The sequence below is a fragment of the Pseudomonas oryzihabitans genome, assembly GCF_006384975.1.
GTDB lineage: Bacteria > Pseudomonadota > Gammaproteobacteria > Pseudomonadales > Pseudomonadaceae > Chryseomonas > Chryseomonas psychrotolerans_B.
In genome coordinates this window covers 3,784,261-3,798,216 of sequence record NZ_CP021645.1, presented here as the reverse complement: position 1 = coordinate 3,798,216, position 13,956 = coordinate 3,784,261, and the positions used below count along the sequence as shown (strand labels likewise).

Here is a 13,956-nt window from a genome sequence, read left to right as displayed (position 1 = left end):
CTTTTCTAAGCTGCCTACACGGCAGTGAACTTGCCAGCCGGCGTGGCGGGCTCACGCTCTGCTTTCTAAGCTGCCTACACGGCAGTGAACTTCTGGAGCCTCGGCAAGCGGGCATTGCCACTTTTCTAAGCTGCCTACACGGCAGTGAACTAGAGTATTTCCCGCCCAACCCCTTGATACAACAGCTTTCCACCCGCTTTTTCGCCGCCTGACCCTCTTTTTATCCCCTCCCCTAACCCCTTGATTTCAAAGGCCCCACCAAGCGCCGCAAAAAAAGGGTTCCGCCCAGCCACCCGCCACGCCAAGATGACGGCCAGCCCGCCACCGACATCAAGGACGCTGTCATGGACGATTTCAGCCCTTCCGATCTCAAGTCGATCCTGCATTCCAAGCGCGCCAATCTCTACTACCTGCAGCACTGCCGCGTGCTGGTGAACGGCGGCCGGGTGGAGTACGTGACCGAGGCGGGCCAGCAGTCGCTGTACTGGAACATTCCCATCGCCAATACCACTACCCTGCTGCTCGGCACAGGGACTTCCATCACCCAGGCGGCGATGCGCGAGCTGGCTCGGGCGGGTGTGCTGGTGGGTTTCTGCGGCGGTGGCGGCACGCCGCTGTATTCGGCCAACGAGATGGATGTGGAAGTGGCCTGGTTTTCGCCCCAGAGCGAGTACCGCCCCACCGAGTACCTGCAACGCTGGGTCGGCTTCTGGTTCGACGAAGCCAAGCGGCTGGCCGCGGCCAAGGCCTTCCAACTGGCGCGCCTGGAGCGGATTCGCCTGGGCTGGCTGCAGGAGCGTGCCCTGCAGGAGGCCGGCTTCCAGATCGATCCGGCGGCCTTGGAAGCGGCCCTGGCCGCATCGCGCAACGCCATCCAGGCAGCGCCCGACAACACCTTCCTGCTCACCGAGGAAGCCCGCCTGAGCAAGCAGCTTTATGCCCTGGCGGCACGGGCCGTCGGCTATGGCGACTTCACCCGCGCCAAGCACGGCTCCGGCAGCGACCCGGCCAATCGCTTCCTCGACCATGGCAACTACCTGGCCTACGGCCTGGCCGCCAGCGCCACCTGGGTGCTCGGCCTGCCCCATGGCCTGGCGGTGCTGCACGGCAAGACCCGCCGCGGCGGTCTGGTGTTCGATGTGGCCGATCTGGTCAAGGACGCCAGCATCCTGCCCCAGGCCTTCGTCAGCGCCGTGCGCGGCGACGAGGAACAGGAGTTCCGCCAGGCCTGCCTGGAGCGCCTGACCCGCGGCGAGGCCCTGGACTTCATGATCGACACCCTGAAGGCGGTGGCCGAGGAGATCGGCGCGTGAACGTCCTGCTCATCAGCCAGTGCGACAAGCGCGCCCTGGTGGAAAGCCGGCGCATCCTCGACCAGTTCGCCGAGCGTCGCGGCGAACGTACCTGGCAGACGCCCATCACCCAGGCCGGCCTGGACACCCTGCGCAAGCTGCTGAAGAAGACCGCCCGCCGCAACACCGCCGTGGCCTGTCACTGGATCCGGGGCCGCGATCACAGCGAACTGCTGTGGATCGTCGGCGACGCCAGCCGCTTCAATGACCAGGGCGCGGTACCGACCAACACCACCCGCCGCGACGTGCTGCGCCGGGACGGCGAGAACGACTGGCACAGCGGCGAGGACATCAAGCTGCTGGCGCAAATGGCGGCCCTGTTCCATGACATCGGCAAGGCCAACGCCGCCTTCCAGGCCAAGCTGCGCGGCAAGGGCCCCCTGGCCGACGCCTACCGCCACGAGTGGGTATCGCTGCGCCTGTTCGAAGCCTTCGTCGGCAGCGGCAGCCGGGATGCGGACTGGCTGCAACGCCTGGCCGACGGCCCCACCGAGGATTGGCTCACCCGGCTGCGGGCGGATCATCAGCCCCAGCCCGGCCCTTTCATCCAGCAACACCTACCGCCCCTGGCCCAGGCGATCGGCTGGTTGATCGTCAGCCACCATCGCCTGCCCCTCGGCACTCAATCGCTGCCAACGCCCGGTGTGAAGCGGCTACCCATTCCGATCACGGCCGACTGGTGCGGCGCCCGTAGCGATGCGACGCCGGCCGAGCAAGCGGCCTGCTGGCAATTTCCGGCGGGCCACCTGCCCTTCGTCAGCGCTGCCTGGCGCCGGCGTAGCGCGGCCTGTGCCCAGGCCCTACTCGCACGGCCGGGCCTGCTGTCGGGTGCCGAGCGCCTGCTGACTGATCCCTATCTCCTGCATCTGTCGCGCCTGGTGCTGATGCTCGCCGACCACCACTATTCGAGCCTGCCCAGCCAGCCGCGCCTGGGCGAGGCGGACTTTCCCGCCTACGCCAACACCGACCGCGACGGGCGCCTCAAGCAGCGCCTCGACGAACACCTGCTCGGAGTCGCCCAGGGCGCCCGGCGCATCGCTGGCCTGTTGCCGCGCCTGGAACGTAGCCTGCCGCGCATCGCCCGGCACAAGGGCTTCAAGCGCCGCGCCACCGAGGAACGCTTCCGCTGGCAGGACCGCGCCTTCGACCTGGCCAGCGGCCTGCGCGACACCGCGGCCCGGCAGGGCTTCTTCGGCGTCAACCTGGCCTCCACCGGCTGCGGCAAGACCCTCGCCAACGGTCGCATCCTCTATGCCCTGGCCGATCCGCAGCGCGGTGCCCGCTTCAGCATCGCCCTCGGCCTGCGCACCCTCACCCTGCAGACCGGCGAGGCCTATCGGCAACAGCTCGGCCTGGACGAGGACGACCTGGCCATCCGCGTCGGCGGCCCAGCGGTGCGCGAGCTGTTCGAGCTGGACGCCCAGGAGCGGCGCGCCGCCGCGCAAGGCAGTGAGTCGGCCGCCGCCCTGCTGGACAACAGCCACGTCCATTACGCGGCCAACCTGGAAGACGGCCCGCTCAAGGAGTGGCTACAGCACGATCCGCCGACGCACCGGCTGGTCAGCGCGCCCGTGCTGGTCTGTACCCTCGACCACCTCATGCCAGCTTGCGAAAGCATCCGCGGCGGCCGGCAGATCGCGCCCATGCTGCGCCTGCTCACCGCCGACCTGGTGCTGGACGAACCGGACGACTTCGACCTGGCCGACCTGCCGGCCCTGACCCGCCTGGTGCACTGGGCCGGCCTGCTCGGCAGCCGCGTGCTGCTGTCCTCGGCCACCCTGCCACCGGCCCTGGTGCGCGGCCTGTTCGAAGCCTATGCCGCCGGCCGCGCCGCCTATCGCCAACATCGCGGCGAACCGGGCACCTCGGCCGCCATCTGCTGCGCCTGGTTCGACGAATTCGGCTGCAGTAGCGCCCAGGAAGCGGACGGCGACGCCTTCGCCCACCAACACGCGGCCTTCATCGACCGGCGCCTGGCGGCCCTGGGGCAGCAGCCCGTGCGGCGCCGGGCGCGCATCCAACCCCTCGAAGCCAGCAGCCGCGCACGCGGCGCCCTCTGTACCGAACTGGCCGCCCAGTTGCCCGGCTGGATGAGCGAGTTGCACCAGCACCATCACAGCCCGGCCGCCGACGGTCGACGCGTCAGCTTCGGGCTGCTGCGAATGGCCAACATCGATCCGCTGATCGAATTGGCCCAGGCACTCCACGCCCTGGATGCACCCACGGGCACGCGCCTGCATCTGTGCGTCTATCACTCGCGCTTTCCACTGCTGCTGCGCTCGGCCATCGAACGCCAGCTGGATACCCTGCTGCGCCGCCATGATCCCCAGGCGGTATTCGCGCACCCCGTGGTCCGCGAGTCTCTTGCCCGCTACCCGGAAGCCGATCACCTGTTCGTGGTGCTCGCCTCGCCAGTGGCCGAGGTGGGCCGCGATCACGACTACGATTGGGCCATCGTCGAGCCATCGTCCATGCGCTCCATCATCCAACTGGCCGGCCGCATCCGCCGCCATCGCCCCTGCGCCTGCACAGCGGACAACCTCTATCTGCTCTCGCACAACCTCAAGGCGCTACAAGGGATCGCTCCCGCCTTCGAGCGCCCCGGCTTCGAGGCCAAGGCCTGGCGCCTGGCCAGCCATGACCTGCACGCCTTGCTGCCCTCCCCTGGCTTCGCCATCGATGCCGCGCCCCGTATCCAGGAGGCCACCGCCCTGCAACCCACGACTCGCCTGGTGGATCTGGAACACGCCCGGCTACGCGCCGAGCTACTGGGCGAAGGCGCCAGCAAGACCGCCTATACGGCACCGCTCTGGTGGCAAAGCCCAGCCGCCCTCACCGGCCTGCTGCAAAAGGCCCAACCCTTCCGCAAGCGACAGCCCCAGCTCGACTATGCCCTGCTGCCGGACCTGGACGACGAACCGCCCTTCACCTTCCAACGCGACGAAGAGGACGGCACCTGGCGGCCGGTGGGTAACCTCAAGACGGACATGCGCCTCAGCCTGGGCGCCCGCGTCCACAGCTGGGGCCATACCGGCTACGAAGCCGAACTGCACGCCCTGGCCGAACGCCAAGGCCTCAGCCTGCGCGCCTGTGCCCAGCGCTATGGCCGCCTCAGCCTCGACTGCGACCGCAACGACAGCGGCACCCTGACGGATCGGCCCTGGCGTTGGCATCCATGGTTGGGGTTTGCTCGTGGCAAATGATTTTGCGAACCGGCGGTTTACTTGTCTGCCCAGGCCTTGCGATGCTGATTCAGCAGGCCAGGCCGGTCGTTGACCGGCTTTGGACCGATCAGCCCCTACTCGAAGGACAGGTTGTCCTCCGACACTCGTATGCTTTCGCCTAGACAGGAGGTTTCATGGCGACGAGTAGCACATCCACCTCCATCGCCCTGCGCGACCTGATCCACGACTTCATCCGCACCCGCCTGGAGGCCAAGCTCGACAAGCTGGCCGCCGACGATCCCAAGCGCCAGCCGCTGCTCGACGCCCACCGCCCGGACACCTGGCTCGCCGATGCCGCCCGGCGCGTCGCCCAGATCCAGCTCGCCACCCATACCCTCAAGCCCCTCCACCCGGACGCCCGGGGCAGCAACCTGCATGTGCCACCGGCCGCTGTCGACCTGCCGGGGCTGGTCTCCAGCCACTGCCTGGCCGGCCAGTGGGACGACGACGTGGTAGGCAACGCGGCGGCCCTGGATGTGTTCAAGCTGCTCAAGCTGGAATATCAAGGGCGCAGCCTGCTGCAACGCGTGCTGGAACAGGACGCCGACCTGCTCGCCGCTCTGAGCGACGATGCCGAGCAGGCCCAGGCCTGGTGCGCCAGCTTCGCCGCCATCACTACCAGCCGTGGCCCAGCGGCCTCCCATAGCCTGGCCAAGCAGGTCTATTTCCCCTTGCCGGACGGTGGCTATCACCTGCTGGCGCCGCTGTTCCCCACCAGCCTGGTGCACCGGGTGCAGCGACGCCTGCGAGAGGATCGTTTCGGCGCAACCGCCAAGGCGGCGCGCGAAGCCCGCAAGAGCGGCCAACCGGCCACACAGGGCTATTGCGAATACCTCGACCTGGCGATCCAGAAATTCGGCGGAACCAAGCCGCAGAACATCAGCCAGCTCAACAGCGAACGCTATGGCGAAAACTGGCTACTCGCCTCGCTACCGCCCGCCTGGCGCAGCCTCGACCTGCGCCCGCCGTTGCGCCGCGACTCGGCTTTCGAATTCCTCTATCGCAACGACAAGTCTCTGCGCGCCCGGGTGGCCGAGCTGCAGCACTTCCTGCGGGTGACGGCCCACAACAACTGGCAGATCCGTCGCAAGCGCGCCCGCCTGCTCGGCGACATCACCGACGCCTTCCACCAGTACGCCGCCGAGCTGCTGGAGGCCAACCGCAACGCCGTCCTGGCCCCCGGTTGGAGCGCCCATCCTGACTGCCGCCTGGATGACAGCGAACGGCACTGGCTCGACCCCCTGCGCGCCCATACGGATGCGGAATTTCGCAGCAGCCACCTGTGGCGCGACTGGCCGGCGCAGGCCAGCCAGCGCTTCGGCAACTGGCTCAACGCCAAACTGGATCACGACACCTTGCGCCTGGGCGAAGCCGAGGCCGACCACTGGCGCGGGGTGCTGCACGACGAATTGAAGCTGTTCAAGGAGATGCTCGACGATGGACGCGCCTGAAGCCCTGCTCCTGCTGCCGCGCCTGCGCGTGCAGAACGCCAACGCCATCTCCGGCCCCCTGACTTGGGGCTTTCCGGCGGTCACCGCCTTCACCGGCTTCGTCCAGGCCCTGGAACTCAAGCTGCGCGAGGAGCTGGACATCCAACTCGCCGGGGTGGCCATCGTCTGTCACCACCACCAGGCGCAGACCTCCGTACCGGCCGGCAAGCGCACTCGAGTGTTCCACCTGACGCGCAATCCGGTCGGCAAGGACGGCGCCACCGCCGCCATCGTCGAAGAGGGGCGCATCCACCTGGACGTCAGCCTGCTGATCGGGGTCTCCGGCAACGCCCTCTATGACGGCCTGCTGGACCTGACCGCCATCGCCCAGCGGGCCTGGGACATAGCGCTGGGCATGCGTCTGGCCGGTGGCAGCCTGCTGCCGCCGACCTGGGCGCTGGGCGAGCGCCAGCGGCCACTGCTGGAATTCTGGCCCGGCACGGCCGAGGAAGAATTCCAGCTCAGCCGTCGCCTCACCCGCCGCCTGCTGCCCGGCTTCGCCCTGATCCCCCGCGACGACCTGCTCATCCAACGCACCGCCGCGCTGCAAGCCAAGGACGCTGGCCTGACCAGCCTGGAGGCCCTGCTCGACCTCACGCGCCTGAACATCGATCCGCCCGGCACCGAGGACGAGCACGGCGAGCCCCAGGCCGACTGGCACCTGCGCCCCCGTAGCGGCTGGCTGGTGCCCATCCCGCTGGGCTATCGCTCCCTGGCGGCCCACCCGCCCGGCAGCGTGCGCAATGCCCGCGACCGCAGCCTGCCCTTCCACTTCGTCGAAAGCCTTTACGGCCTCGGCGAATGGCGCAGCCCGCACCGCTTCGCCGACATCCGCCAATTGCTCTGGTATCACCAGGCCGAACCCGACGCCGGCCTGTATCGCTGCACCACGCCCTTCCTCGACCTCGAAGCCCTCGCATAAGGACATCCGACCATGGCCAAGATCGCTACCCTGAACACCGCCTCCGTCCTCGCCTTCGAACGCAAGCTCGACCCCTCGGATGCCCTGCTCTATGCCGGGCGCTGGAACGAGCGGGAGGCCGGCGCCTGGCAGCCCATCGCCATCCGCGAGAAATCCGTGCGCGGCACCATCTCCAACCGCCTCAAGACCAAGGACCGCGATCCGGCCAAGCTGGACGCCTCCATCCAGGCGCCCAACCTGCAGACCGTCGACGTCGCCGCCCTACCCGCCGAGGCCGACACCCTCAAGGTGCGCTTCACCCTGCGCGTTCTGGGCGGCGCCGGTACCCCCGCGGCCTGCAACGACGTCGACTACCAGGCCAAGCTGCTGGCCACCGTCCAGGGTTACGTGAGCGCTCAGGGCTTCAGCGAACTGGGCCGGCGCTACGCCGCCAACCTGGCCAATGGCCGCTTCCTCTGGCGCAACCGGGTCGGTGCCGAAGCCGTCGAGGTGCGCATCGCCCGCCTGCAGGACGGCGCCGCCGCGCAAAGCTGGCGCTTCGACGGCCTGGCCGTGCCGCTGCGCAGCTTCACCGCCGACGCCCAGGTCGACAGCCTCGGCGCCGTGATCGCCGACGGCCTGGCCGGCAAAGGCCATCTGCTGCTGGAGGTGGTGGCCTTCGTTCGCATCGGCGACGGCCAGGAGGTCTTCCCCTCCCAGGAACTGATCCTCGACCGCGGCGACAAGGGCGGCAAGAGCAAGACCCTCTATCAGGTGCGGGACGTGGCGGCGATCCACTCGCAGAAGATCGGCAACGCCCTGCGCACCCTGGATACCTGGTATCCCGGCGCGGGCGAGCTGGGCCCCATCGCCGTCGAGCCCTATGGCTCCGTCACCTCCCAGGGCAAGGCCTACCGCCAGCCCAAGGACAAGCTCGACTTCTACAGCCTGTTCGACAACTGGGTGCTGCATGACCAGGTGCCGGAACTCGACCAGCAGCACTTCGTGATCGCCAACCTGATCCGCGGTGGCGTCTTCGGGGCCGCCGAGGAGAAGTAGCCATGGACCACTACCTCGACCTCCGGCTGTTGCCGGACCCGGAATTCCCCGCCACCCAGTTGATGAGCGCCCTGTTCGCCAAACTGCACCGCGGGCTCGACGATCTGCGGCGCGACGACGTGGGCATCAGCTTTCCCGAAGTGGACGCCGGCCCGACCCTGGGCACCCGGCTGCGCCTGCATGGCCCGGTCGAGGCCCTGGACCGACTGCTGGCACTGGACTGGCTCACCGGCATGCGCGACCACCTGCACCTGGGGGCGCCGGCGCCAATACCGGCCCAGGTCCGCTGGCGCCAGGTCAACCGCGTCCAGGTGGACAGCAACCCGGACCGCCTCCGCCGCCGCCTGATGAAACGCCACGGCCTCAGCGAAGCAGAGGCGCGCCAGCGCATCCCCGACAGTGCCGCCAAACGCAGCACCCTGCCCTTCGTCACCCTGCGCAGCAGCGGCAACGGCCAACGCTTCCGCCTCTTCATCCGCCACGGTCCGCTGCTGGACGCGCCCCTCCCAGGGACCTTCAACCGCTACGGCCTGAGCACCACGGCCACCGTGCCCTGGTTTTGACCCTCTTTTTCGAGCACCTAAAAGCACCTTTTAAAATCAAGGGGTTACGAAGAGAGCAGAAAAAAGGGTTGGAGAGGGTAGTAGACCACCTAAGTCTTTGGAATCAAGGACTTGGGTGGTTTGGGGTCTAGTTCACTGCCGTGTAGGCAGCTTAGAAATTGTCGGCGGAGACGAACGCGGCGAGCTTGCCGTTCACTGCCGTGTAGGCAGCTTAGAAATTTCCGGGGGCCGCTCTTCAGCTTCGCCCTGGGTTCACTGCCGTGTAGGCAGCTTAGAAAATTTCGTCATCGGCATACTTGTGAAAACGGGTGTTCACTGCCGTGTAGGCAGCTTAGAAAGTCCCGGGCGCGCGCGTCTGGGTGCTCAACGGGTTCACTGCCGTGTAGGCAGCTTAGAAATGGGAACGCAACTGCGGCGCCGCGCTGTATGACGTTCACTGCCGTGTAGGCAGCTTAGAAAGTCCAGGAGGAGGCCCTGCTCGCCCTGGTCAGGTTCACTGCCGCGTAGGCAGCTTAGAAAAACCAGTAGAGCCGGTCTCGGATGTTCGGAGCGTTCACTGCCGTGCAGGTAGCTTAGAAACGCATGCCATCTGGCGTACCGACCGAGTATCGATTCACTGCCGCGCAGGCAGCCCAGAAACCAGCACCCAAGACGGCTAAGCCTCCAGCGCCGCCAGCACATGCACGGGATCGTTCCTGAGCGCCACCAACAGGGCCTTCGCCGGGCCGGTGGGTTCGCGCCGGCTTTGCTCCCAGTTACGCAACGTACCGACGTCGATATTGAGCTTCCTGGCGAACTGCACCTGGCTAAGTCCGGTGCTCTTGCGGATTTGCTTGATCTGCAAGGCATCGACGTGGAACTCACGGGAAGGTTGCCGCTCACCCCGGACGATCTCGTCCATTTGGGTAACGCTTTCCATGAGGTCATCTAAGAACTTGGTCATGCTGTCTATCTCCACTTTTCGATCATGGCCTTCAAGGCTTTCCGGTCCTCGACTGAGAGGTCGTCCTTCTCGCTCTTGGGGTAGATCAGTAGCAGGGCAATGCGAGCATCGGCAGCGAAGTGATAGTAGATCACCCGAGAGCCGCCACGCTTGCCATGGCCACCGCTGGCGACACGGATCTTGCGTAGGCCACCGGTATCCTTGATGACATCGCCTGCTGTCGGGTTTTGCGCCAGCGCTGGAAAGCAGCGTAGGCATCATCCTCAAGCAACTTTTTGACGAGCCGGGTGAAGACCGGCGTTTCGATAAAGATCATGTCGCGATCCATGCGTCATTGGCGTACCACGATCATACCGCGGTCGCTATGTGAGTCAATGACGCACTATTCACTCTGGTGCAGCCGTACATGGATAGCTATGTTTCACCATACCGAGCGGTCGTTGGGCGCAAGTCCCCAGGCTATTCTTGTTGGTGGAGCCACCGCCCAGGCGAGCCGGAATCGATCGGAGGAAGACAGCATGCAACCACGGGAGGTCGTAACCTTCTGGCGCTCCGCCGGTAGACGCAAATGGTTCAGCGGCGGCGCCGAGTTCGACACCGAATGCCGTACGCGCTTCGAGGCGGCGCATTTCAACGCGAGCCGCCGCGAATTCGATAGCTGGGCCGACAAGGCCGAAGGCGCCCTGGCCCTCTGCCTGCTGCTCGACCAGATCCCACGCAATATCTTCCGCCACAGCGGCCACACCTTCGCCACCGACGCCCTGGCCCTGCATTACGCCCAACAGGCGATCGCTGCCGGCCTGGATCTACAGATCGAACCCGAGCTGCGCGCCTTCTTCTATCTGCCGTTCGAGCATTCCGAAGCCCTGGCCGATCAGCGCCGCTCTCTCGAATTGTTCGAGGCGCTAGGCATCGAGCACTACCGCAGCCATGCCCAGGCGCATCTGGACGTAATTGTCCGCTTCGGGCGCTTTCCACACCGTAACCGGGCGCTAGGGCGGATCAATACAGCGGAAGAGCAGACGTGGCTGGATGCAGGCGGCGGATTCTAAGCAGGCAGGGTTCAGGCTAGCGTCTGTCCGGTCTCGGTGGATGACGCTGCATTCATACCCTCTTTTTTGATACCCGCCTTACAACGATAAAAATCAATGACTTGGAAAAAGGCACGAAAAAAGGGTTTTGCGAGGAAAATCCGGTTAGTCTTCGATATATCAAGGCGTTATGCAGAAAACGCTCTAGTTCACTGCCGTATAGGCAGCTTAGAAATCTACGTCGTGGCCGCGCAGCTTTAGCTTGGGGTTCACTGCCGTATAGGCAGCTTAGAAATGGCGCTTCTCGTGCTGGAAGAAGAAGTAGTCGTTCACTGCCGTATAGGCAGCTTAGAAATGCGGCGTCTCCCTCAGCGAGGAGCAGGCGGCGTTCACTGCCGTATAGGCAGCTTAGAAACGAGAATGCCGAGCTTTACCGCCTGATCCTCGGTTCACTGCCGTATAGGCAGCTTAGAAATTGAAGAGCCGGCGGAATTTGCGGCGGACGTAGTTCACTGCCGTATAGGCAGCTTAGAAAATTCGCCGAGGCTGGGCGCGCTAATTCGAATCGTTCACTGCCGCATAGGCAGCTTAGAAAGTAAGTCGGCCGTGGCTGCAACCGGATCGGTCGTTCACTGCCGCATAGGCAGCTTAGAAAATGGACTGATAGCCCTGGCCGAAGGACACCAGGTTCACTGCCGTATAGGCAGCTTAGAAAAACCTGCGCGGTGCCGACCTGCGCGGTGCCAAGTTCACTGCCGCATAGGCAGCTTAGAAATACGCCATGATCAGCCGGGCCGATACCCTCGGTGTTCACTGCCGCAAAGGCAGCAAACACCCGTATCTCTCTCGGCCTACCCGTTCCCCGCCCCATCCCGCCACTCCACCACCAGATCCGCCCGCGCCCTGTCCCCGTCGATCAACCGCGCATTGGGCTCATCGGTGCTCTCCACCCAGGCCTCGGCGTCCGCGCGGCTACGCCCGAAATGCATATGGCGTGCGACCAGGCGTTCGCGGCGCTCTTCGGGGTCGACGCGCACGTACCAGCATTCGTCGAACACCTCGGCCACATCGCTCCAGGGCGCCTGGGTCAGCAGCAGGTAGTTACCCTCGCTGATCACCAACTGGGTGTCGGCATGGACGGGAATGGCATTGGCGATGGGCTCTTCGATCTCGCGATTGAACAGCGGGGCATAGACGGTCTCGCCCGCTACCGGGTCTTTCAAACGCTGCAGCAGGGCGCGATAGCCGCGGGCGTCGAAGGTGTCCGGCGCGCCCTTGCGTTGGGCGCGGCCCAGGCGGGCCAGTTCGCGGTTGGCCAGGTGATAGCCGTCCATGGGCACTACCACGGCCCGCTCGCCAAGGGCTGCCGCCAGGAGTTCGGCCACCGTCGACTTGCCCGCGCCGGGCGTGCCGGCGATGCCCAGCAGGCGCCGGCCACCGCGGGCCAGCAGCGCCTCGGCGCGGGCCAGCAGCTCGGCCGGTAGCTGCAGACCTTCCACCGGACGCTGACTGCTCATGCCAGCACCTCCCGCAGCGAAACCGAAGGGATGGCAGGCAGGGATACAGGGGCGGTCATGGCGGATTCTCCGGCAGAGGGGACCGCGGCACGCTAGCACCCGTTGCCTGAGTCGTCGACTCAGGGCGAGCCGCAGTGGAAAGGGATCACAAACCCATCGTAGCGGACCCGTTATCCCCCTCGGCATTGGCTCGGCGCTTTCGTACACTCGCTTCCGATTTGCGTGGGCAATTCCCGCGTGACCTTTGCAAAGGGATTTGTCGCCCCATGAAGAAACCTCTTTTCACCACCCTGGCTGGTCTTGCCCTGGTGGCCGTCGGCATCGGCGTCGGTGGCGCCTGGTATACCGGGGGTCGCCTGGAAGGCGAATTGCGCCAGGCCGCAAGCCAGGCCCAGGCAGCCCTGCAAGCCGAGATGCCGGAGTATCGCCCGCAGATCCAGCTGGCCGAGTTCCACCGTGGCCTGTTCAGCAGCAGCGCCATTTTTAGCCTGAGCATGCAACCGGAAGACCGCTCCCCGGTCGAGGTGCTGCGGGTGGCAGACCAGATCCAACACGGCCCCTTCCCGCTCACGCGCCTGAAGTCCCTGCAGTTGGCGCCGGTCATGGCGGTCAACCGCCTCACCCTGATACGCACTCCCATCGTGGCGGAGCTGTTCACCCTGGCCAAGGGCGCCGAGCCGGTGCAGCTCGACGCGACGCTCGGCTACGACCGGGCGGTCGACGGCCAGTTGATCGTCGCCCCGCTGCAGATGGACCAGCCCCAGGGCGCAGTCGCCTTCTCCGGCCTGAACGCCGGCTTCCGTACCGATCTGGAGGCCCAGCAGTTCCGCCTGGAGGGCTCGGTGGGGCACTTCAGCTTCAACGTCCGCACGCCCGACGGCTGGACCAAGCTGGAACTGCAAGGCCTCAGCCTGACCGGCGACAACCGCCGCAATGCCGATGGCTTCTGGCTCGGCCCGGGCGCCTTGCGCCTGACGGGGCTGGTCCTGGCCATGCCCGGCCAGCCAGAGGTGCAATTGCAGGACCTACAGCTAAAGGGCGATACTCAGCAACAGGGCCAGCAGCTCTCCGGCACGCTCGACGCCAGCCTGGGTCGCCTCGCCGTGGCCGGCCAGACGCTGGGCAAGGCGACCCTGAGCGCCCGCTACAGCCATCTCGACAGCCCCGCTCTCGCCCAACTGAATACCCTGCTGCAGCACCTGCCGCTGGATACCGACGAAGGCCTCGATCCCACTACCCAGGCGACCCTGCAACAGCACCTGAGCGACGTCCTCGCGACACGTCCGCAACTGGTGGTGGACGATCTGCGCTTCGACACGGCAAGCGGCAGCAACCATCTGCGCCTCGACCTGACGCTGGACAAGCCCACGACCTATGACCTGCCGCCAGCGCAACTCGGTGCCCAGGTGCTGTCCCGGCTCGACGCTCGCCTGGCGGTGGCGCGCAGCAGCCTGGTGGACGGCGTACTGTTCCAGGCCGGTGGCCAGCGCGAGCAACCTGCCATGCAGCAACAGGCCCAGGCGACCGCGGAAGCCCTGGCCAACATCGGCCTGAACAGCGGCCTGCTCAAAGCCGAAGGCAAGGATCTGGTGGCCACGCTGAACTACGCGGCGGGTCGCCTGCTGCTCAACGGCCAGGAAGTCCCACCGGAGCAATTGCTGGCCCTGCTGCAGCCACCACAGCCACCGGCGCCTCCCGCCAAGCCCCAGAACAAGGCGCCGAAGCGCTAAGTGCAGTGTCGGGCTTCGATAACGCTCAACCCAACCTACGGGACTTGTAGGTTGGGTTGAGACGGTTTCATCGTCGAAGCCCAATAGTGCAAGCTAGGCCTTGGGCACTGTTGAGCGCAGCGAAGCCCCAACACAGCCCCAACCGC

The 13,956-nt window shown here is 66.1% G+C and carries 10 protein-coding genes, 1 pseudogene and 3 CRISPR repeat arrays (1 of these 14 only partly in view); of the genes and pseudogenes, 8 read left to right on the top strand and 3 right to left on the bottom strand.

Annotated features, from left to right (window positions below):
• Window positions 1–150: a CRISPR direct-repeat array (repeat unit 28 nt; unit sequence TTTCTAAGCTGCCTACACGGCAGTGAAC); it reaches 660 nt to the left of the window's first position.
• A gap of 194 nt (window positions 151–344) precedes the next feature.
• The 6 genes from cas1f to cas6f all read left to right on the top strand — a co-directional run bounded on the left by cas1f (window position 345) and on the right by cas6f (window position 8,589).
• Window positions 345–1,313 (top strand): type I-F CRISPR-associated endonuclease Cas1f, encoded by a 969-nt coding sequence (gene cas1f / locus CCZ28_RS17125; RefSeq protein ID WP_140219926.1) that lies wholly within the window; start codon window positions 345–347, stop codon window positions 1,311–1,313.
• Window positions 1,310–4,555, top strand: a complete 3,246-nt coding sequence (gene cas3f, locus CCZ28_RS17120; RefSeq protein ID WP_140219924.1) for a type I-F CRISPR-associated helicase Cas3f — start codon at window positions 1,310–1,312, stop codon at window positions 4,553–4,555. Before cas1f ends, cas3f begins: the two co-directional genes overlap by 4 nt.
• A gap of 155 nt (window positions 4,556–4,710) precedes the next feature.
• The gene (csy1, locus tag CCZ28_RS17115) at window positions 4,711–6,027 is read left to right on the top strand and encodes a type I-F CRISPR-associated protein Csy1 (RefSeq protein WP_140219922.1); all 1,317 of its coding nucleotides are present in this window, start codon (window positions 4,711–4,713) and stop codon (window positions 6,025–6,027) included.
• Window positions 6,014–6,988, top strand: a complete 975-nt coding sequence (gene csy2 / locus CCZ28_RS17110) for a type I-F CRISPR-associated protein Csy2 (RefSeq protein WP_140219920.1) — start codon at window positions 6,014–6,016, stop codon at window positions 6,986–6,988. The genes csy1 and csy2 overlap by 14 nt, the downstream gene beginning before the upstream one ends.
• Before the next feature lie 12 nt (window positions 6,989–7,000).
• Window positions 7,001–8,026 (top strand): type I-F CRISPR-associated protein Csy3, encoded by a 1,026-nt coding sequence (gene csy3, locus CCZ28_RS17105; RefSeq protein WP_140219918.1) that lies wholly within the window; start codon window positions 7,001–7,003, stop codon window positions 8,024–8,026.
• Window positions 8,027–8,028: 2 nt separating this feature from the next.
• Window positions 8,029–8,589, top strand: a complete 561-nt coding sequence (cas6f, locus tag CCZ28_RS17100; protein ID WP_140219917.1) for a type I-F CRISPR-associated endoribonuclease Cas6/Csy4 — start codon at window positions 8,029–8,031, stop codon at window positions 8,587–8,589.
• Between the two features lie 130 nt (window positions 8,590–8,719).
• Window positions 8,720–9,228: a CRISPR direct-repeat array (repeat unit 28 nt; unit sequence GTTCACTGCCGTGTAGGCAGCTTAGAAA).
• Between the two features lie 16 nt (window positions 9,229–9,244).
• Here the strand turns inward: cas6f and CCZ28_RS17095 are convergent.
• Window positions 9,245–9,532, bottom strand: coding sequence for a helix-turn-helix domain-containing protein (locus tag CCZ28_RS17095; RefSeq protein ID WP_140219915.1), 288 nt, complete (start codon window positions 9,530–9,532; stop codon window positions 9,245–9,247).
• 5 nt (window positions 9,533–9,537) lie between these two features.
• Window positions 9,538–9,848: pseudogene (locus CCZ28_RS17090) on the bottom strand (type II toxin-antitoxin system RelE/ParE family toxin).
• Window positions 9,849–10,050: 202 nt separating this feature from the next.
• Between CCZ28_RS17090 and CCZ28_RS17085 the strand changes: the two are divergent.
• Window positions 10,051–10,584: a DUF924 family protein gene (locus tag CCZ28_RS17085; RefSeq protein WP_140219913.1), complete on the top strand. Its 534-nt coding sequence runs from the start codon at window positions 10,051–10,053 to the stop codon at window positions 10,582–10,584.
• Window positions 10,585–10,770: 186 nt separating this feature from the next.
• Window positions 10,771–11,338: direct repeats of the CRISPR family, unit length 28 nt; unit sequence GTTCACTGCCGTATAGGCAGCTTAGAAA.
• 76 nt (window positions 11,339–11,414) lie between these two features.
• Here the strand turns inward: CCZ28_RS17085 and CCZ28_RS17080 are convergent.
• On the bottom strand, window positions 11,415–12,080 hold the full coding sequence (locus CCZ28_RS17080; protein ID WP_140219911.1) for a nucleoside/nucleotide kinase family protein: 666 nt from the start codon (window positions 12,078–12,080) through the stop codon (window positions 11,415–11,417).
• A 266-nt stretch (window positions 12,081–12,346) separates the two neighbouring features.
• Between CCZ28_RS17080 and CCZ28_RS17075 the strand changes: the two genes are divergently transcribed.
• Window positions 12,347–13,810, top strand: coding sequence for a YdgA family protein (locus CCZ28_RS17075; protein WP_140219909.1), 1,464 nt, complete (start codon window positions 12,347–12,349; stop codon window positions 13,808–13,810).
• Window positions 13,811–13,956 lie beyond the last annotated feature (146 nt).